Genomic DNA, 18,001 nt, shown 5'->3' on the forward strand with positions numbered 1-18,001 from the left:
CGGTTCAGCTTCCTGAACCTCTCAACCCGGCGGCCGGTAAGCCGTTGTTCCGTGTCGATGGAGGCGCATTATAGGGAGGAAGCGCAGGAAGGCAAGCATAAAAACAATCTTTTTTATCGTTCGCTGCTATTTTGCGCGCAACGCTGCTTTTTAGCGCTTTTTAATGCGTGAAGGCAGGTCAGCCAGGCTATCCAGCACCCAATCTGCTGCATTTTCGCCCTCTTCCGTAACCGCTTTCCCGCTACGTACTAATACCTTTATACCTACCCCGGCCGCTTTGCCTGCCTGCATGTCATCAATTTTGTCGCCAACCATATAAGAAGCGGCCATATCGATGTTCAATTCCTTCTGTGCCGAAAGCAACATGCCCGGCTGAGGTTTACGGCAGTCACACTCCTGGCGATACTCTTCTACCGTTCCTTCCGGATGATGCGGGCAATAGTAGATACCATCCAGGTCAACTTCCCGATCGGCCAGCGACCAGTCCATCCATTCCGTTAGCTGCATAAAGGTATCTTCAGTAAAGATGCCGCGAGCAATGCCGGACTGGTTGGTTACCATTACCAGCGCGAAGCCCATTTTTTTAAGTTCGCGCATTGCCTCAATGACGCCGTCGATAAACTGGAAGTTGTCGATCTCATGCACATAGCCGTGATCGACGTTCATGGTGCCGTCACGGTCAAGAAAGATTGCTGGGACTTTATTGGTCACGTAGAAACTCCTGCTACAAATGTTAAGACCAGTATCGCACGTTTGCGCTCCGCCAGAGAATGCCCTTAAGCGTGCATCGATTGATTCAGACGTCTGGATGCCTTACCATCCACTCGCATCTCGCTGTATGAAAATGCAGACGAATATTTGCCACGGCTAACCTTATTACGATAATAAAATGATAAAACTTCAGAATATCAGCAAAGTGTTCCAACAGGGCACTCGCACTATCACCGCGTTGTCGGACGTCAGTCTGGAAGTGCCCGCCGGCCAAATCTATGGCGTTATCGGTTCGTCTGGTGCCGGTAAGAGCACGCTTATTCGCTGTGTAAATCTGCTTGAACGCCCGACTTCCGGTACCGTACTGGTAGACAATCAGGAGTTAACCGCTTTTTCAGAAAGCCAGCTGACTCAGGCGCGACGTCAAATCGGCATGATATTCCAGCATTTTAATCTGCTTAACTCCCGTACGGTGGCGGGCAATGTTGCTCTGCCGCTGGAGTTGGGCAAGCTTTCGCGGACGGAAATCAACGCGCGGGTTAGCGAATTACTGGAACTGGTCGGTTTGGCAGATAAGCATGACGCCTGGCCAGCCAATCTGTCCGGCGGCCAGAAACAGCGCGTGGCAATTGCTCGTGCGCTGGCTACCAATCCCAAAATCCTCTTGTGCGACGAAGCCACCAGCGCGCTGGATCCGGCTACTACCAGAGCGATTCTGGAGCTGCTTAAAGACATCAACCGTCGTTTGGGCATCACTATCCTGTTAATTACCCATGAAATGGATGTAGTAAAACGTATCTGCGATCGCGTTGCCGTTATTAGCCAGGGGCAGTTGATTGAGCAGGACACGGTGAGTGAGGTGTTCTCTCATCCTAAAACGCCTCTGGCACAGCAGTTCATCCAGTCAACGCTGCATCTGGATATCCCGGAAGATTATGCGCAACGTTTATCAGTCGCGCCAAAACCAGAAAGCATTCCTTTATTACGGCTGGAATTTACCGGCCAGTCCGTGGATGCGCCGCTGCTGTCTGAAGCCGCCCGCAACTTTAACGTGAATAACAACATTATTAGCGCGCAGATGGATTACGCCGGCGGCGTGAAATTCGGCATTATGCTGGCCGAAATGCACGGCGCAAAAGTAGATACTCAGGCGGCAATCGCTTTTCTTCAGGAACATCATGTAAAGGTAGAGGTATTAGGTTATGTCTGAGGCGATGATTCTTCTTCTTTGCCGTGGCGTTTGGGAGACGCTGGTCATGACCTTCGTTTCGGGTTTCTTTGGCTTTGTGCTTGGACTGCCGCTCGGCGTGCTGCTCTACGTTACTCGTCCGGGCCAGATTATTGAAAACCGTGCGCTGTACCGCTTTTTATCGGCAGTGGTCAATATCTTCCGCGCTATTCCGTTTATTATTCTGCTGGTGTGGATGATTCCTTTTACCAGACTGATCGTGGGCACTTCTATCGGCCTGCAGGCGGCCATCGTACCCTTGACCATCGGCGCGGCACCTTTTATTGCGCGTATGGTGGAAAACACACTGCTGGAACTGCCGCACGGCTTGATTGAGGCTTCACGTGCGATGGGCGCGACGCCCTTGCAGATTGTGAAAAAAGTCCTGCTGCCGGAAGCCCTGCCCGGCCTGATTAACGCGGCCACTATCACGCTAATCACGCTGGTAGGCTATTCTGCCATGGGCGGTGCCGTCGGCGCAGGCGGCCTTGGTCAGATTGGGATCCAGTATGGCTATATTGGCTACAACGCGACGGTAATGAATACCGTGCTGGTGCTGTTAGTGGTGTTAGTTTATTTAATTCAGTTCTGCGGCGACCGCATTGCTCGTGCTGTCACCCACAAATAACTGTTCTGACAAATAAAGGAAAGGATATGTCTTTTAATTTTAAAACGTTTGCCGCTGTGGGCGCGCTGATTGGTACTCTGGCGCTGGTAGGATGCGATCAAAAAGAAAAAGATCCTAACCATATTAAGGTTGGTGTGATTGTAGGTGCGGAGCAACAGGTGGCTGAAGTCGCTAAGCAAGTCGCTAAAGATAAATATGGCCTGGACGTAGAGCTGGTCACTTTTAACGACTATGTATTACCTAACGAAGCGCTGAGCAAGGGCGATATTGACGTTAACGCTTTCCAGCACAAGCCTTATCTGGATCAGCAAATCAAAGACCGCAACTATAAGCTGGTTTCTGTCGGTAGCACCTTTGTCTATCCAATCGCCGGCTACTCTAAAAAAATCAAGTCGCTGGACGAGCTGCAGAACGGCGCGCAGGTTGCGATTCCTAACGATCCAACCAACCTGGGCCGCTCGCTGCTGCTGCTGCAAAAAGTAGGGCTGATTAAGTTGAAAGAAGGTGTCGGCCTGCTGCCTACCTCACTGGACGTGGTTTCCAATCCTAAAAACATCAAACTGGTTGAGCTGGAAGCGCCGCAGCTGCCGCGCTCGCTGGACGATCAGCAAATTGCGCTGGCGGTGATCAATACGACTTATGCCAGCCAGATCAACCTGACACCGGCGAAGGATGGTATCTTTGTTGAGGATAAAGACTCGCCTTACGTGAACCTGATTGTCGCTCGTGAAGACAATAAAGATGCTGAAAACGTGAAGAAATTTGTTGAGGCCTACCACTCGGATGAAGTTGAACAGGCCGCTAACAAAATTTTCAACGGCGGTGCAGTAAAAGGCTGGTAAAGACAATTCCGTACCGATTAATTCTTTCGGTTACGTAGCTGTTACTTCAACAAAGCGGGCAATAGCCCGCTTTGTTCATTTATCCCCGCTTGTTATTTGCCGTCGGGCTTGCTTCAATAACGCCTCTTTTACCGACAATGAGGATGTTCCCATGCGTGTTGTACCGCTCTGTTTGTTAGCCCTTTCGCTAACAGGGTGCTCATTGCTGCATAAACCTTATAAGCCTGTGGAGCCTTTCAGGCAGCCTGCACAGACTGAATCAGCCCATGTTAAGCCTGCGCCACGTCCTGTGCCGGTAAAACTTTATAGCGATGCCAGCGATCTGGTCAGCAAACCTTTCCGCGATTTGGGCGAAGTTTATGGCGAAGATTGCCAGAGCAGCCGCCAGGGTTCGCCGCCCAATATTGCTACCGCTCGTAAAAGAATGCAGATACGTGCATCGGGTATGAAAGCCAATGCGGTGCTGCTGCACAAATGTGAAATCGTCACCAATTCTCAGGGCTGCTATCGTCAGGCGGTCTGCCAGGGTTCCGCGCTGAAAGTTAGCGGCCAATGAGTTTCACCTTCCAGCCAGTCGGCACTATCCACTCTCCGTGGAAGGAAAAGTTCGCTGTTCCTCGCCAGCCCGGTTTGGTTCAGGATGGCGGCGGCGAGCTGCGACTGTTGCCGCCCTACAATCAGCCTGAAGCCGTAAGAGGACTGGAAGCGTTTAGCCACCTCTGGCTGCTGTTTGTTTTTCATCAGACGATGGCCGGCGGCTGGCGACCAACCGTACGACCGCCACGGTTGGGGGGCAACACACGAATGGGCGTTTTTGCCACCCGCTCTACCTTTCGCCCCAACCCAATCGGCATGTCGCTGGTTGAGTTAAAAGGGATCCGCACCGCAAAAGGCGAGGTGATTCTGGAACTGGGCAGCCTGGATCTGGTCGACGGCACGCCGGTTGTGGATATCAAGCCCTATCTGCCTTTTGCCGAAGCAATCCCTTCAGCGCAGGCGGGCTTTGCTCAGGATGCGCCCCCGGCGGCTATGCCCGTCGCTTTTTCAGCGCAGGCAAAACAGCAGATTGCTCAACATGGTAAACGCTATCCCCATCTGGAACGTTTTATTGCCGAGGTTCTGGCGCAAGATCCCAGACCGGCCTACCGCAAAGGCGAAGAGCCGGAGCGCGAGTATGCCGCGTGGCTGCTGGATTTCAACGTACGCTGGCGCGTTGATGCCGCAGGTACCCTGGTAACCGCCGTGGATAGCCGTTAATTTATCTTCCGTGTCTTTTGAGTCTTTGGTCACGCTGGTACACTAGCCGCCAGCATTTTTTTAGCCTGGCTTAATGTCGCTTTCTGCTTAACTGGAATCGTAACTCATGCGTACTACTCAATACCTGCTCTCCACCCAGAAGGAGACTCCTGCCGACGCTGAAGTCATCAGCCACCAGCTGATGCTGCGCGCCGGGATGATCCGTAAACTGGCTTCTGGTCTTTATACCTGGCTGCCTACCGGCCTGCGCGTACTGAAAAAAGTCGAAAACATCGTGCGTGAAGAGATGAACAACGCCGGTGCTATCGAGATCTCTATGCCGGTTGTGCAGCCTGCCGATTTGTGGCAGGAAAGCGGACGCTGGGAGCAGTACGGGCCCGAGCTGCTGCGTTTCGTCGATCGTGGCGAACGTCCTTTCGTGCTTGGCCCAACGCACGAGGAAGTGATCACCGATCTGATCCGTAACGAGCTGAGCTCTTATAAGCAGCTGCCGCTGAATCTTTTCCAGATCCAGACCAAATTCCGTGATGAAGTACGTCCGCGCTTTGGCGTCATGCGTTCGCGCGAGTTCATCATGAAAGATGCCTACTCGTTCCATACGTCGCAGGAGTCCCTGCAGGCGACCTATGACGATATGTATCGTGCCTATAGCCAGAGCTTTGCGCGTATGGGACTGGACTTCCGCGCGGTACAGGCTGATACCGGTTCAATCGGCGGCAGCGCCTCGCATGAGTTCCAGGTACTGGCGGAAAGCGGCGAAGACGATATCGTTTTCTCTACCGGTTCAGACTACGCGGCAAACATTGAGCTGGCGGAAGCCGTCGCGCCAGCCGGTAGCCGTGCCGATGCTACCCAGCCAATGACGGAAATCGACACGCCGAATGCTAAAACCATCGCGGCGCTGGTTGAGCAGCACAAGGTAGCGATTGAAAAGACGGTGAAAACGCTACTGGTCAAAGCGACCAAAGAGAGCGGTCACTCGCTGGTTGCGCTGATGGTACGCGGCGATCACGAGCTGAATGAGATCAAAGCGGAAAAAATCGATATCGTCGCCGCGCCACTGACCTTCGCTACCGAAGAAGAGATCCGCGCTGCGCTTGGCGCCGGTCCTGGTTCACTCGGCCCGGTTGGCCTGACGCTGCCTGTGGTAGTCGATCGTACCGTGGCGATGATGAGCGACTTCTGTGCCGGTGCCAACAAAGACGGCAAGCATCTGACCGGTATCAACTGGCAGCGCGACCTGCCGCTGCCGCGCGTGGCCGACCTGCGTAAAGTAGTGGAAGGCGATGCCAGCCCGGATGGTAAAGGCACGCTGCTGATTAAGCGCGGTATCGAAGTAGGCCATATCTTCCAGCTTGGCACCAAATATTCCGAAGCGATGAAAGCGTCCGTCCAGGGCGAAGATGGCCGCAACCAGACGCTGACCATGGGCTGTTACGGCATTGGTATTACCCGTATCGTGGCCGCCGCTATTGAGCAGAACCACGACGAGCGAGGCATTATCTGGCCTGCGGCGCTGGCGCCATTCCAGGTTGCTATTCTGCCCATGAATATGCACAAATCTTTCCGCGTGAAGGAACTGGCAGAGGAGCTCTACAGCCAGCTGCGCGCCAGGGGCGTTGACGTTATTCTGGATGACCGTAAAGAGCGTCCTGGCGTAATGTTTGCCGATATGGAGCTGATTGGCGTGCCGCATACCGTGGTGATCGGCGATCGCAATCTCGACAGCGAAGAGGTGGAGTACAAGTCCCGTCGCGCGGGCGAGAAGCAGATGATTAAAACCGGCGAAATTCTGGATTTCCTGCTGGCTGAGATTAACGGCTAAAAGTCAGCGGCGGGCGCTCTGTCCGCCGCTTCAGCTTCCCGCTTCAACCGGCCTCAGCCGATAACTCATCGTTGTCGAGATAGCTTTCCCGCTCGCATCCGTCATTTCCAGTCCGTTAGCCTGCGGATGAAAATAGTGCTTTTCCCCTTCGTCTGAAATCAATACCAGCTTCTCTGCCGTGCGCGACCAGTGCCCCTGTTCGTCATTGTGGACATTATCAGATGCCAGATAATACTCGTTCAGGCTATAGCGTCCGCCCTGCTGTAAAGAGAGCGTGACCCGAATGCCGGGACAGTCGGCACAGGGGATCACACCCTGATATTTTTGCACGGTCGCTGCACGCGGCTGCACCGTGGCAGCCACATCGTAGTTCTGGCAGCCCATCAGCGGGCCAAAAAACAGAGATACCACCAGAACAATCAGGATTTTTTTCATTTATTCTCCTGTGCTTCAGACTCAATCCGATACGCGTCGCATTTTTCCACGTAGTGATTTGGTCGTGGCTTTACGTGCTTTGCCCTCCAGCCGGCGCTTTTTTGACGCCAGCGTGGGTCGCGTTGCCCGCCGCGTTTTTTCCACTACCGTCAGCTCCTGAATCAGGTTCTCCAGCCTTTTTAGCGCCGCTTCGCGGTTCATCTCCTGGCTGCGATACTCCTGGGCTTTAATAATGACGATGCCTTCCGGCGTAATCAGATGATGGCTGGCAGAAAGCAGACGCTCTTTGTAAAACTCCGGCAGGCCCGAAGCGCGGATATCAAACCGCAAATGGATAGCCGTAGAGCTTTTATTCACATTCTGACCACCGTTACCCTGCGCTCTGATTGCCGTTAACTCCAGCTCGCTGTCCGGAATAGTGACGTTACGTGACAGAACAATCATGCCGCTTTGCCGTCAATCAGCCAGTCGGTAAAGCGCAGCTCCAGATGATGCTGGTCGTCCGACAGCCAGATAGTGCCGTCCTGAATAGTCGCCTGGAGCGTCATCGAGCGCGAAGCCAGCTGGGTCAGCGCTTTTAGCTGTTCATCATCCAGAAAACGCACGGTCAGGTTTTCCTGCTGTAGCTTGCTCTGGTTCTGCTGCCACCAGATCTGCGCGGCGCGAGCGTTATAAGTATACAAGTATACGCGGGCTGCGCGATTGCAGGCTTTTTTTAGCCGGCGCTCATCCGGCAGGCCCAGCTCGACCCAAACTTCAATGCCGTTATGGTCGTTCATCAGCCAGATTTCCGGTTCGTCTTCCGCGCTTAAACCCCGGGTAAAAGTCAGGCGTTCATGCGCGTTAACCAGCCATGCCAGCAGCCGCAGCATTAGCCTTTCCTCCGTTTCGGAAGGATGACGAGCCAGCGTCAGGGTGCTGTCGAGAAAAACATTTTTGTCCATATCCGCCACGTTGACCGTGGCTTTATAAATGGTCGCTTTAAGTGCCATGAGAATCCTTGTTGTTGTTATCCGCTATTGTAACCCGTCAGCGTAGCAAATCACGCTTCGCCGGACTGATTTCCCCCAAAATCCTGTGGTATAGTCGGCAAGTCGCCACTGAAAATTCTTGAGGTGCCTGTGCATTATTGTGAATTAATTCGCCGTAAATATGCTGAAATCGGCAGCGGCGATCTGGGATACGTGCCGGACGCGTTGGGTTGTGTGCTAAAAGCGCTTGATGAGGTAGCGGCTAATCCTGAGCTACACTCTTCAATCAGGGAACAGGCAGCTTTTGCTGCTGCTAACTTATTGGTGAGCGATTATGTTGACGAATGAATACCAACCGATCAATTGCGATGATTACGACAACCTGGAACTGGCCTGCCAGAAAGAGTGGACGCTGGCGCTGTCGATGAAAGACGGCGAGCAGCTGCAGGCCAAAGCGACCGATCTGCTGTTACGCAAAAAGGTCGAATATCTGGTTGTCGATCTCTCAGGCGAGATCCGCGAACTGCGTCTCGATCATATTGCCAGCTTCAGCCATCCTGAACTGGGCACCGTCGTCGTCAGCGAGTCTGACTAAATCCCTCGGGCGGAAACTCTTCCGCCCCTTTCGCCATTATGGCTTTAAACTGGCGTAATACGCCGCTAAATCTGCCATATCGTCATCGCTTAATCCCGCCACGAAAGCCTTCATCACTTCCGCCTGACCATTACTCCGATCGCCTTTTTTATAAGCCTGTAGCGCATGAACCAGATAGTCGCTGTTTTGTCCGGCAAGGTTGGGATAAAGCGACACGGATGCTTTTCCACTCGCGCCGTGACAGCCCTGACAGCTGGCGGCTTTTTGCTGCCCTGCCTGCACGTTGCCAGCCGCCATAGCTGGCAAACTGGCTGCCAGCAGCAGCGCCGATACCACTATTTTTTTCATTGCTCTTCCTGTTGCCAGCAAATGTGCCAGCCGGGTTGTTGCTTCGGGTCGCCTTCACGGGTAACGAAAACGCCTGGGGCGGCAATCAGGCGATCGCCATAAAACAGCAGAGGCGTGCGTTCACGCTGCCACGGCGGAATACCCAGCTCCTGCCAAATTTTTTTTATCGGGCGGCTGCCCGCGCGGCCAAGAATATGAAATTTTCCCTGTGCCTGAAACCGCACGCTGACCGCTTCACCAGCCTGCGGCGCGCGCACCGGGGTACCTTTATCAGCTCGCTCCAGCCTGCCGATCTTTGCGGGCAAGGTCAGAAACGACGCCGTAACCGGCCAGTCGATAATTTGGTCGCGTACTGAAGGATGGCGTGCCAGCCAGTAAAGCCTGTCGCGAAAGCGCCGCACTTCAAAATTACCTAACTGCAGGCGCGGCTCCGCATCTTCGCGGCTGCACGCCACCTCCTGCCAGATACGCGACAAAGCGTCCCGCGACGGCATCAGGCCATGATGATGCGCTATCCAGCGCCGCAGCAGTGCCGCACGACGCACGGCGCTCATCGGTTCCAGCGTCTGAATGGCCAGCGCGCCTTGCTTATCGATTAGCGCATGCAGCGATTCGGCAAGCAGTTCATCCAGCAGCTGCTCCTGCTCACCGCACAGCGCCGCACTGCGCGCCGTCGCCTGGGCAAAGTGCGGCCAGCGAGCCGCCAGCTGCGGAAGGATTTGCTGACGCAGGAAATTGCGGTCGTAGCGCGTGTCCTGGTTACTGTCATCCTCGATCCAGCTCAGCTGCTGCTCTGCCGCCCACAGTTCCAGCTGTGCACGCGTCTGCCTGAGCAGAGGCCGTAAATGCACATAAGCACCGGCATGCATTTTATCCGGCATTGCGGCAAGCCCGGCCGGGCCGCTGCCTCTTTTTAGCGCCAGCAGCAGCGTTTCACACTGATCGTCCAGGTGCTGCGCGGTCAGCAAAGCTTCGCCCGGCTGAATATGCTGTCGAAAAGCCCGGTAGCGAGCTTCACGCGCCGCCGCCTCGATGCCTTTTTCACGACCGTCAACCTGCACGTTGACCACTTCCAGTTCCACCTGCCATCGTGCGCACTGCTGCTGACAGTGCGCAACCCAGCTCTCCGCCAGCGGATTAAGCCCGTGGTGAATATGGATAGCGCGCAGCGAAAAAGGCTGCTGCTGCCGCAAACAAACCAGCTGATGCAGCAGCACGGTAGAGTCCAGACCGCCGCTGTAGGCCACCAGCAGATGAGTCTGGCCAGCAATATGCTGTTGAAGATCGGGCAGTGACATGCAAATTCCTGCAAAAAAGGCGGCGCGCTATTTTACGCCTGGTACAGCTCCAGCGGCAAACCATCCGGATCTTTAAAGAAGGTGTAGCGCTTATCGGTCAGCGGATCGATACGAATTTCTTCGCAGACCACGCCCTTCTCTTCAAGATGGCGCTTTGCCGCGTCAATATCATCCACGCTGAACGCCAAATGGCGCAGTCCGCAGGCTTCTGGTCCGTTGGGGCGCGCTGGCGGTGAAGGGAAAGAGAACAGCTCAATAACGTAATCACCGTTCAGCGCCAGATCGCCTTTCCAGGAATCTCTTGCCTCACGATACACTTCGCCCATCAGGGTAAAACCCAGCACGTTGCAGTAAAAGGCCTTACTGGTTTCGTAATGACTGGCGATAATAGCAATATGGTGAACCTGCCTGATAAACATCTCTTCTCCTGAATAATGGCTTCCGGCTACCTTACGCAGACCGGAAGCTTACGACAATGGCACAATTCCGGAACTACGCTTTCAGTACGCGCACCAGATATTGTCCTTCGTCAGTCAGGGTTGCGCCATGAATATCGGTTTCAAAGCCGGGATAGTGGCGGCCGATGGTGCAAAGCATCAGCAGAAAGTCGAGCACCGCACGGCTCTCTTCGGTAATCATCTCGCCCGGCATCACTACCGGAACGCCAGGCGGATATGGCAGGATCATATTGGCCGAAACCCGGCCCACCAGCTTGCTGATATCCACCGTTTCCACATTCCCCTTCACCTGCTGCTGGAACATCTGGTGCGGCGTCAGCTTCATCTCCGGCAGCTTATCAAACGCCTGTAGCATCAGCCTTGGCAAATCGTGATCGCGGATCAGCGTATGGATCCCCTGGGCCAGCGTCTGAATACGCATATTGCGGTAAAACTCAGGTGCCTGCGCGTAGAGATCCGGCAACATATTCCTTACGCGCAGATTGAGATCGAAAGCGCGTTTGAATTCCGTTAACCCGCGCAGCACGCTCATCGCTTTGGTTTTATCAATGCCGATGCTGAACAGGAACAGCAGATTATAAGGCCCGGTTTTTTCGACCACCACGCCGCGCTCGTCGAGATATTTTGCCACCAGCGCAGCCGGGATCCCTTCATCCGCCATCACGCCCTGCTCGCTCATGCCCGGCGTGAGGATAGTGACCTTAATCGGATCCAGATACATGTGGTCAGCATCGGCATCGTTAAAGCCGTGCCAGTCTTCTTCGCCCGGCTGGATTGGCCAGCACTGCGGTTCATCCACGCCTTCCGGCTGCCAGATATCAAAGAACCAGCCTTCCGACTCTTCCCGTAACCGCTGCACTTCGCGACGGAAATGCAGCGCCCGCTCGACGGAGCGATTGATCAGCCGCTTGCCGGGGTTACCGCGCAGCATCGCCGCCGCCGTTTCGATAGAGGCCACAATCGGGTAGTTAGGCGAAGTGGTGGTGTGCATCATGTAGGCTTCATTAAAGGTCTGTTCGTCATACTCGCCCTTAATGTGGATCAGCGAAGCCTGGGAAAAGGCCGCCAGCAGCTTGTGCGTTGACTGGGTTTCGTAAATCACTTTTCCCGGCGTGCGCTCGCCGCTCATGCCGCTTAATCCGCTGTAGATAGGGTGGAAATTGGTATAGGGCACCCAGGCAGAATCAAAGTGGATTGACGGCACGTCCAGCGTCTCTTTGATGTACTGCGTGTTATACAGCAGTCCGTCATAGGTAGAGTTGGTGATCACCGCATGCACCGGCCAGCTGGCGCGCTCTGTCTGCTCAACCTTCTGCGCTATGCTTTCCCGCGTAAATTCCCGTTTCGGGATACCGCCCAGAATGCCCAGCGCGTTGCGGGTTGGCTTGAGCCACAGCGGCACGATATCGCTCATCATCAGCAGATGCGTCAGCGACTTATGGCAGTTGCGGTCAATCAGCACCGTGCTGCCCGTCGGCGCGGCGTACATACCAACAATCTTATTGGATGTTGAGGTGCCATTGGTCACCATGTAGCTCTGCTCTGCGCCAAAGGTACGCGCAATGTACTCTTCTGCTTCCAGATGCGGGCCGGTATGATCGAGCAGCGATCCCAGCTCGGTAACGGAAATCGATACGTCCGCCTTCAGCGCGTTACCGCCAAAGAAGTCATAAAACAGGCTGCCGACCGGGCTTTTCTGGAACGCCGTTCCCGCCATATGCCCTGGCGTACAAAAGGTGTATTTCCCTTCTTTCACATAGGTAAACAGCGCTTTGGTCAGCGGTGGCGTAATGGTATCGACATATTCATCAGTATATTGACGAATACGCTGCGAGATATCTTCCGCTGCGCCCAGGCCATACTCAAAGAACCAGATCGCCATACGCATCTGATTAACGCTGACGTCCATGGTTGAATGGGTATTGATAAAGGCGTACAGCGGCAGATATTCGTTAAGCTGATTGATTTCACTGCAAAGTTCGAAGCCGTGCTCATCCCAGTCGAAGATAACGCCGCAGATGCGTGGATTGTGCTCAATCAGCTTTAGCAGGTCCGCCGCGTCTTTTGGATAAATGGTTTGAAAGCCCTGGGCGCGTAATGCGTCATCCAGTTCGCGGATGGGTTCATCCTTATAGAACGCGTTGTGCGGTCCCATGATCGCGATAATATTCACTGCAAACTCCTTAAAATTACGGCAAGGAGTAAGCATAGCGAAGTTGCGATGCGGAGGCAGGATTAATCACCTCCGCGGGTGGTCAGGTTTTATCGCGCACGTCTTCAGATGGGGCGTTAGCGCGCACGGATTTAATCCCGTTCAGTGCGCTCTGCTTGCTGGCGTACATTTCGCTGACGGCAATGACTTCATGGTTGCTGGCGATCAGTACAAAATACCAGGGCTGCTGCGTCTGCTTGTGTGATTTTCTTAATTCGTAGTATCCCATTTTTCCTCCTGTTTATTTATTCCCGCAGTTATAACAAACGGCTTCGCTTTTCAGAGCAAGCTAAATCATAAGAAAAGTTGATCGATACGGCTTTTTTAAAACGGGAAAGGCGTGACAAATTCAGGAAAGGCAGGAAAATAAAAAGCCCGAAGTAAAAACAGGATTAATGTTTTACTTCGGGCTTAAGAAGAACTTTCAGCGTAGCCGCGGGCCTTAATCGACCTGTTTAACTTCCACGCGCAGCTCTTTCGGCACTTCAAAAACGATGTTTTCTTCGCGACCAATCAGTTCAATGGCGACGTCGCCACCCAGCTCGCGCAGACGCTGGATCACTTCCTGTACCAGGATATCCGGTGCAGATGCGCCAGCCGTGACGCCCACGCAGCTCACGCCTTTTACCCACTCTTCCTGAATATCTTCAGCAGAGTCAATAAGCCTGGCCAGCTTGCCTGCGCGCTGCGCCAGCTCGGCCAGGCGGTTGGAGTTAGAGGAGTTACGCGAACCCACTACCAGCACCACGTCGGCATCTTTCGCCAGCGTGCGTACGGCCTCCTGACGGTTAGTCGTGGCGTAGCAGATATCATCCTTACGCGGGCCGACGATTTTCGGAAAGCGCTCGCGCAGCGCGTCGATAACTTCCGAGGTATCGTCAACGGAAAGCGTGGTTTGCGTCATAAAACAAAGGTTCTCTTCGTTTTTGACCTGCAGCTTGTAAACATCCGCTGGTGACTCCACCAGATACATACCGCCAGCAGGATTGCTGTACTGGCCCATGGTGCCTTCCACTTCCGGATGTCCGGCGTGGCCAATCAGTACCGCTTCCGTTCCCTTACGGCTGGCACGCGCGACTTCCATATGCACTTTGGTCACCAGCGGGCAGGTTGCGTCAAACAGCATCGTCAGGCTGCGTGCTTTAGCCTCGGCGCGGACTGCCTGTGAAACACCGTGTGCGGAGAATATCAGGATAGAATTATCCGGCACTTCGCCAATCTCTTCGATAAAGATGGCGCCGCGCTCCCGCAGGCTGTTGACGACGTAGCGGTTATGTACCACTTCGTGACGCACGTAGATAGGCGCGCCGTACATCTCCAGCGCGCGCTCCACGATGCTGATGGCCCGATCGACACCGGCACAAAAGCCGCGGGGATTAGCCAACAGGATTTGCATTGCTCGCCTCCATCACCGGATCGATTTCCAGCACTTCTACATCAAAATGGATCGTCTGCCCGGCCAGCGGATGGTTGAAGTCCACGGTCACGGATTCACCGGAGATTTCGCGGATGACGCCCGGCATTTCGTTACCGTCCATACCGCTGAACAGCATGATGGTACCGATTTCCGGCTCGCCCGCCTCGTTAAAATCACGGCGCGAGAAGTACTGAATCAAATCCGGGCTGGTCTGGCCAAACGCGGCATCCGGCCCCAGCGAAAAGGCTTTCTTATCGCCCGGCCGCAGGCCCAGCAGCTGCTCTTCCAGCTCGGTCGACAGGCTGCCGTCGCCCAGGCTGAACAGCGCGGGCTTGCCGTTATCCCGCGTTGATTCCGCCGTGGAGCCGTCGGACAGTTTTAAGGTGAAATGCACCAGCACCGCGCTGTTGCGCTGTACAGAATCAGTCATGCCCTGCCCTTTTCGCTTTGCCGGCAGGCGTAAGGAAGCCTTCCAGCACAATCAGCGCGGCACCGATACAGATGCCGCAGTCCGCGATGTTGAAGGTGGCAAAATGCCAGTCGCCAACGTAAAAGTCGATGAAATCGACCACAAAGCCGTGATACGCGCGGTCGAACAAATTGCCTAACGCGCCGCCGATAATCAGCGCGTAGGCGATATTGTTCAGCTTTTTACTGGCCTCGGTGCGGTACATCATCACCAGCAGCGCAACGGCTATCGCCACCGCGATAGCGGCGAAGAACCAGCGCTGCCAGCCGCCTTTATCGGCCAGGAAGCTGAAGGCCGCGCCGTAGTTATGCGCGTAAAAAAAGTTGAAGAACGGCATAACCGACATCGACTCATGCAGCATCAGCGTATGCATAATCCACTGCTTGCTGCCGAAGTCGACGGCGATCACCACCAGCACCAGCCATAGCCAGCGCAGTCCGGTAGAAAGAATCGGCCGGCTCATCAGGCGTACTTACGCTGTTCGCCAGCGCCGCTCACGTTGGTGACGCAGCGGCCACAGATTTCCGGATGCTCTGCGCTCTGGCCGATATCGGTGGCGTAATGCCAGCAGCGCGGGCACTTCTCGCCTTCCGCTTTATGCAGCGCGATCTTCAGGCCTTTCAGCAGCTCGCTCTGCTGCGCTTCTTCCGTAGCCAGCGCGTAATCCGCAACCTGCGCGCCGGAAGTCAGCAGCACAAAGCGCAGCTCGTCGCTCAGGCTGGTCAGCTTCTGTGCCAGTTCCGCATCGGCGTACAGCGTTACCGTGGCTTCCAGCGAGCCGCCCACGCGCTTATCGGCACGCGCCTGCTCGATGACTTTGTTAACTTCGCCACGCACTTTCAGCAGCTCGGCCCAGAAATCATCGTTCATCGATTCGCTTTCCGCCAGGCCAAACAGGCCGTCGTACCACTCTTCGGTAAAGACATACTTCTCGCGTTTGCCCGGCAGCTCGTTCCAGATCTCATCTGCCGTGAAGGACATGATTGGTGCCATCCAGCGCACCAGCGCTTCCGCAATATAGTAAAGCGCGGTCTGGCAGCTGCGGCGCGCAAGGCCATCGGCCTTCGCGGTGTACTGGCGGTCTTTGATGATATCCAGATAGAACGAACCCATCTCAACCGAGCAGAACTGCATCAGGCGCTGCACAACTTCGTGGAAGTCGTAGCTGGCATAGGAAGCGATAATATCGTCCTGCGCTGCTTGCGCACGGCCTACGGCCCAGCGATCCAGCACCACCATTTCTTCTGGCTTGACGCTGTCCGTTTCCGGATTAAAGCCGTTCAGGTTAGCCAGCAGGAAGCGCGCGGTGTTACGGATACGACGATAGGCATCCGCCGAGCGCTTCAGGATTTCGTCCGACACGGCCATTTCGCCAGAGTAGTCGGTAGAGGCGACCCACAGGCGCAGGATATCGCCGCCCAGCTTGTTCATAACGTCCTGCGGCGATACGGTGTTGCCGATCGACTTGGACATCTTGCGGCCCTGACCGTCCACGGTGAAACCGTGCGTCAGTACCTGACGATAAGGCGCCTTGCCTTTCATCGCCGTTGAGATCATCAGCGAGGACATGAACCAGCCGCGATGCTGGTCGGAGCCTTCCAGATACATATCCGGTGAATGGCCACCGAATTCCGGACGGGCATCAACCACGGAGTAGCTGGTAGAGCCGGAGTCAAACCACACGTCCAGCGTATCAGGCACCTTGACGTAGTTATCCGCATCGTCGCCTAACAGCTCTTTCGCATCCAGATCCCACCAGGCCTGGATCCCATCCTGCTCAACGCGCTGCGCCACTTTTTCCATCAGCGCCAGCGTATCCGGATGCAGCTGCTCGGTCTCTTTATGCACGAACAGCGACATCGGCACGCCCCACGTACGCTGGCGAGAGATACACCAGTCCGGGCGGTTAGCGACCATTGATTCGATACGCGCCTGGCCCCAGTCAGGGATCCACTGCACGCCTTTGATCTCTTTCAGCGACTGCTCGCGCAGGCCTTTCTGATCCATGCTGATAAACCACTGCGGCGTCGCGCGGAAGATAATCGGCGTTTTGTGGCGCCAGCAGTGTGGATAGCTGTGCAGCAGTTTTTCAACGTGCAGCAGTGCGCCTTTCTCACGCAGCAGCTCAACGATCATATCGTTGGCTTTGAAGACGTTAACACCATCCAGCGTTGGATAAGTGCCCGGCAGATAGCGGCCGTCCGGGCCAACCGGGTTAGCCGCTTCGATACCGTATTTCTGGCCGATGACGTAGTCATCCGGGCCGTGAGCTGGCGCCGTGTGCACCGCACCCGTACCCGCATCCAGCGTGACGTGTTCGCCCAGCACTACAGGCGAAGTCAGCTCGAGGAAAGGATGCTGGAAAGGCTGTAATTCCAGCGTTGCGCCTTTGGTTTCGCCCAGCACCTGCCATTCGCTGATGCCCGCGCGTTTCATAACGCTCTCAACCAGGTCCTTCGCCAGGATTAGCGCACGGCCTTCGATCTGCACCAGCTGATAGTCAAACTCAGGATGCAGAGAGATAGCGCGGTTAGCCGGCATCGTCCAGGGTGTAGTGGTCCAGATCACCAGTGAAATTGGGCCTTCCACGCTGTCTACGGCAAACTTAGCGCGCACGGCATCTTTATCTACGGCATTAAACATGACGTCGATAGAAGGGGAGGTTTTGTCGTAATACTCAACTTCCGCTTCCGCCAGCGCGGAACGGCAGTCCAGGCACCAGTGCACCGGACGCGCGCCTTTATGCAGATGGCCATTGCCGATGATTTTACCCAACGCGCGAATGATATTGGCTTCGGTCTGGAAGTTCATCGTCAGGTAGGGACGATCCCAGTCGCCCAGCACGCCCAGACGGATAAAGTCTTTCTTCTGGCCTTCGACCTGCTCTGCCGCGTAGTTACGGCACGCCGCACGGAATTCCGCAGCCGTGACCTTTTCGCCCGGCTTGCCGATCATCTGCTCAACTTTGTGTTCGATAGGCAGCCCGTGACAGTCCCAGCCCGGTACATAAGGCGAATCGAAGCCCGCGAGGCCTTTGGACTTCACAATAATGTCTTTCAGAATCTTGTTAACTGAGTGACCAATATGAATGCTGCCGTTCGCGTAAGGAGGGCCGTCATGCAGGATAAAGGTTTTTTTCCCTTTTTTGGCTTCGCGGATGATGCCGTACAGATTGTCATCATACCAACGTTGCAGCATTCCCGGTTCGCGTTTGGCCAGATCGCCACGCATCGGGAACCCCGTTTCCGGCAAATTCAGGGTAGATTTATAGTCACTCATCAGATTCTCGATTCCGTATTTCGCTTCT

General features: G+C 55.0%; 21 protein-coding genes. 8 read left to right on the top strand and 13 right to left on the bottom strand.

Annotation, left to right across the window (positions count from 1 at the left end):
• Window positions 1-150: 150 nt before the first annotated feature.
• On the bottom strand, window positions 151-711 hold the full coding sequence (gene gmhB / locus KUE00_RS20090; protein WP_246761926.1) for a D-glycero-beta-D-manno-heptose 1,7-bisphosphate 7-phosphatase: 561 nt from the start codon (window positions 709-711) through the stop codon (window positions 151-153).
• A gap of 178 nt (window positions 712-889) precedes the next feature.
• Between gmhB and metN the strand changes: the two genes are divergently transcribed.
• The 6 genes from metN (at window position 890) to proS (ending at window position 6,491) form a co-directional block, all read left to right on the top strand.
• Window positions 890-1,921, top strand: a complete 1,032-nt coding sequence (gene metN, locus KUE00_RS20095) for a methionine ABC transporter ATP-binding protein MetN (RefSeq protein ID WP_246761928.1) — start codon at window positions 890-892, stop codon at window positions 1,919-1,921.
• Window positions 1,914-2,567: a methionine ABC transporter permease MetI gene (locus KUE00_RS20100; RefSeq protein WP_246761930.1), complete on the top strand. Its 654-nt coding sequence runs from the start codon at window positions 1,914-1,916 to the stop codon at window positions 2,565-2,567. Before metN ends, KUE00_RS20100 begins: the two co-directional genes overlap by 8 nt.
• 26 nt (window positions 2,568-2,593) lie before the next feature.
• Window positions 2,594-3,409 (top strand): MetQ/NlpA family lipoprotein, encoded by an 816-nt coding sequence (locus KUE00_RS20105; protein WP_246761932.1) that lies wholly within the window; start codon window positions 2,594-2,596, stop codon window positions 3,407-3,409.
• 151 nt (window positions 3,410-3,560) lie between these two features.
• The gene (rcsF, locus tag KUE00_RS20110) at window positions 3,561-3,965 is read left to right on the top strand and encodes an Rcs stress response system protein RcsF (RefSeq protein ID WP_246761933.1); all 405 of its coding nucleotides are present in this window, start codon (window positions 3,561-3,563) and stop codon (window positions 3,963-3,965) included.
• Window positions 3,962-4,666 carry a tRNA (N6-threonylcarbamoyladenosine(37)-N6)-methyltransferase TrmO gene (tsaA, locus tag KUE00_RS20115; protein WP_246761934.1) on the top strand — a complete coding sequence of 235 codons (705 nt, stop codon included), beginning with the start codon at window positions 3,962-3,964 and terminating at the stop codon, window positions 4,664-4,666. The genes rcsF and tsaA overlap by 4 nt, the downstream gene beginning before the upstream one ends.
• Window positions 4,667-4,772: 106 nt before the next feature.
• Entirely contained in the window at window positions 4,773-6,491 is a 1,719-nt protein-coding gene (proS, locus tag KUE00_RS20120) for a proline--tRNA ligase (protein ID WP_246761936.1), read from the top strand.
• Between the two features lie 30 nt (window positions 6,492-6,521).
• Here proS and KUE00_RS20125 read toward each other — a convergent pair whose 3' ends face one another.
• From KUE00_RS20125 to KUE00_RS20135, 3 genes are read right to left on the bottom strand one after another with little or no spacing between them, the layout of a single operon-like run.
• Window positions 6,522-6,926, bottom strand: coding sequence for a copper resistance protein NlpE N-terminal domain-containing protein (locus KUE00_RS20125; protein ID WP_246761938.1), 405 nt, complete (start codon window positions 6,924-6,926; stop codon window positions 6,522-6,524).
• Window positions 6,927-6,947: 21 nt separating this feature from the next.
• Complete coding sequence (gene arfB, locus KUE00_RS20130; RefSeq protein ID WP_246761940.1) at window positions 6,948-7,370, bottom strand: alternative ribosome rescue aminoacyl-tRNA hydrolase ArfB; 423 nt, start codon at window positions 7,368-7,370, stop codon at window positions 6,948-6,950.
• Window positions 7,367-7,918 (bottom strand): YaeQ family protein, encoded by a 552-nt coding sequence (locus KUE00_RS20135; protein WP_246761941.1) that lies wholly within the window; start codon window positions 7,916-7,918, stop codon window positions 7,367-7,369. Before KUE00_RS20135 ends, arfB begins: the two co-directional genes overlap by 4 nt.
• Before the next feature lie 129 nt (window positions 7,919-8,047).
• Between KUE00_RS20135 and KUE00_RS20140 the strand changes: the two genes are divergently transcribed.
• Window positions 8,048-8,245 carry a YaeP family protein gene (locus KUE00_RS20140; RefSeq protein WP_246762045.1) on the top strand — a complete coding sequence of 66 codons (198 nt, stop codon included), beginning with the start codon at window positions 8,048-8,050 and terminating at the stop codon, window positions 8,243-8,245.
• Window positions 8,232-8,492 (top strand): Rho-binding antiterminator, encoded by a 261-nt coding sequence (gene rof / locus KUE00_RS20145; RefSeq protein ID WP_281434700.1) that lies wholly within the window; start codon window positions 8,232-8,234, stop codon window positions 8,490-8,492. Before KUE00_RS20140 ends, rof begins: the two co-directional genes overlap by 14 nt.
• A gap of 36 nt (window positions 8,493-8,528) precedes the next feature.
• Here rof and KUE00_RS20150 read toward each other — a convergent pair whose 3' ends face one another.
• The 9 genes from KUE00_RS20150 to ileS form a co-directional block, all read right to left on the bottom strand.
• Window positions 8,529-8,840 carry a c-type cytochrome gene (locus tag KUE00_RS20150; RefSeq protein ID WP_246761943.1) on the bottom strand — a complete coding sequence of 104 codons (312 nt, stop codon included), beginning with the start codon at window positions 8,838-8,840 and terminating at the stop codon, window positions 8,529-8,531.
• Window positions 8,837-10,138, bottom strand: coding sequence for a tRNA lysidine(34) synthetase TilS (gene tilS / locus KUE00_RS20155; RefSeq protein ID WP_246761944.1), 1,302 nt, complete (start codon window positions 10,136-10,138; stop codon window positions 8,837-8,839). The genes KUE00_RS20150 and tilS overlap by 4 nt, the downstream gene beginning before the upstream one ends.
• Before the next feature lie 32 nt (window positions 10,139-10,170).
• Window positions 10,171-10,557: a VOC family protein gene (locus tag KUE00_RS20160; protein WP_246761946.1), complete on the bottom strand. Its 387-nt coding sequence runs from the start codon at window positions 10,555-10,557 to the stop codon at window positions 10,171-10,173.
• Between the two features lie 73 nt (window positions 10,558-10,630).
• Window positions 10,631-12,769, bottom strand: a complete 2,139-nt coding sequence (locus KUE00_RS20165) for a lysine decarboxylase LdcC (protein WP_246761948.1) — start codon at window positions 12,767-12,769, stop codon at window positions 10,631-10,633.
• A gap of 82 nt (window positions 12,770-12,851) precedes the next feature.
• Window positions 12,852-13,037 carry a YegP family protein gene (locus KUE00_RS20170; protein ID WP_246761950.1) on the bottom strand — a complete coding sequence of 62 codons (186 nt, stop codon included), beginning with the start codon at window positions 13,035-13,037 and terminating at the stop codon, window positions 12,852-12,854.
• 213 nt (window positions 13,038-13,250) lie between these two features.
• Window positions 13,251-14,204 (bottom strand): 4-hydroxy-3-methylbut-2-enyl diphosphate reductase, encoded by a 954-nt coding sequence (ispH, locus tag KUE00_RS20175; protein ID WP_246761952.1) that lies wholly within the window; start codon window positions 14,202-14,204, stop codon window positions 13,251-13,253.
• On the bottom strand, window positions 14,185-14,655 hold the full coding sequence (gene fkpB, locus KUE00_RS20180; protein ID WP_246761954.1) for an FKBP-type peptidyl-prolyl cis-trans isomerase: 471 nt from the start codon (window positions 14,653-14,655) through the stop codon (window positions 14,185-14,187). Before fkpB ends, ispH begins: the two co-directional genes overlap by 20 nt.
• Window positions 14,648-15,157 carry a signal peptidase II gene (lspA, locus tag KUE00_RS20185; protein WP_246761956.1) on the bottom strand — a complete coding sequence of 170 codons (510 nt, stop codon included), beginning with the start codon at window positions 15,155-15,157 and terminating at the stop codon, window positions 14,648-14,650. Before lspA ends, fkpB begins: the two co-directional genes overlap by 8 nt.
• Window positions 15,157-17,973, bottom strand: a complete 2,817-nt coding sequence (gene ileS / locus KUE00_RS20190; protein ID WP_246761957.1) for an isoleucine--tRNA ligase — start codon at window positions 17,971-17,973, stop codon at window positions 15,157-15,159. Before ileS ends, lspA begins: the two co-directional genes overlap by 1 nt.
• Window positions 17,974-18,001: the final 28 nt, after the last annotated feature.

It is taken from the genome of Erwinia phyllosphaerae, from assembly GCF_019132875.1.
In the GTDB taxonomy this organism is placed as follows: domain Bacteria; phylum Pseudomonadota; class Gammaproteobacteria; order Enterobacterales; family Enterobacteriaceae; genus Erwinia; species Erwinia phyllosphaerae.

Coding starts and splice junctions, on each gene's coding strand:
- KUE00_RS20150 (WP_246761943.1), bottom strand. CDS start 8,840: ATGAAAAAAATAGTGGTATCGGCGCTGCTGCTGGCAGCCAGTTTGCCA.
- KUE00_RS20160 (WP_246761946.1), bottom strand. CDS start 10,557: ATGTTTATCAGGCAGGTTCACCATATTGCTATTATCGCCAGTCATTAC.
- arfB (WP_246761940.1), bottom strand. CDS start 7,370: ATGATTGTTCTGTCACGTAACGTCACTATTCCGGACAGCGAGCTGGAG.
- proS (WP_246761936.1), top strand. CDS start 4,773: ATGCGTACTACTCAATACCTGCTCTCCACCCAGAAGGAGACTCCTGCC.
- ileS (WP_246761957.1), bottom strand. CDS start 17,973: ATGAGTGACTATAAATCTACCCTGAATTTGCCGGAAACGGGGTTCCCG.
- rcsF (WP_246761933.1), top strand. CDS start 3,561: ATGCGTGTTGTACCGCTCTGTTTGTTAGCCCTTTCGCTAACAGGGTGC.
- ispH (WP_246761952.1), bottom strand. CDS start 14,204: ATGCAAATCCTGTTGGCTAATCCCCGCGGCTTTTGTGCCGGTGTCGAT.
- fkpB (WP_246761954.1), bottom strand. CDS start 14,655: ATGACTGATTCTGTACAGCGCAACAGCGCGGTGCTGGTGCATTTCACC.
- KUE00_RS20135 (WP_246761941.1), bottom strand. CDS start 7,918: ATGGCACTTAAAGCGACCATTTATAAAGCCACGGTCAACGTGGCGGAT.
- metN (WP_246761928.1), top strand. CDS start 890: ATGATAAAACTTCAGAATATCAGCAAAGTGTTCCAACAGGGCACTCGC.
- KUE00_RS20105 (WP_246761932.1), top strand. CDS start 2,594: ATGTCTTTTAATTTTAAAACGTTTGCCGCTGTGGGCGCGCTGATTGGT.
- lspA (WP_246761956.1), bottom strand. CDS start 15,157: ATGAGCCGGCCGATTCTTTCTACCGGACTGCGCTGGCTATGGCTGGTG.
- KUE00_RS20170 (WP_246761950.1), bottom strand. CDS start 13,037: ATGGGATACTACGAATTAAGAAAATCACACAAGCAGACGCAGCAGCCC.
- tsaA (WP_246761934.1), top strand. CDS start 3,962: ATGAGTTTCACCTTCCAGCCAGTCGGCACTATCCACTCTCCGTGGAAG.
- tilS (WP_246761944.1), bottom strand. CDS start 10,138: ATGTCACTGCCCGATCTTCAACAGCATATTGCTGGCCAGACTCATCTG.
- KUE00_RS20100 (WP_246761930.1), top strand. CDS start 1,914: ATGTCTGAGGCGATGATTCTTCTTCTTTGCCGTGGCGTTTGGGAGACG.
- rof (WP_281434700.1), top strand. CDS start 8,232: ATGTTGACGAATGAATACCAACCGATCAATTGCGATGATTACGACAAC.
- KUE00_RS20125 (WP_246761938.1), bottom strand. CDS start 6,926: ATGAAAAAAATCCTGATTGTTCTGGTGGTATCTCTGTTTTTTGGCCCG.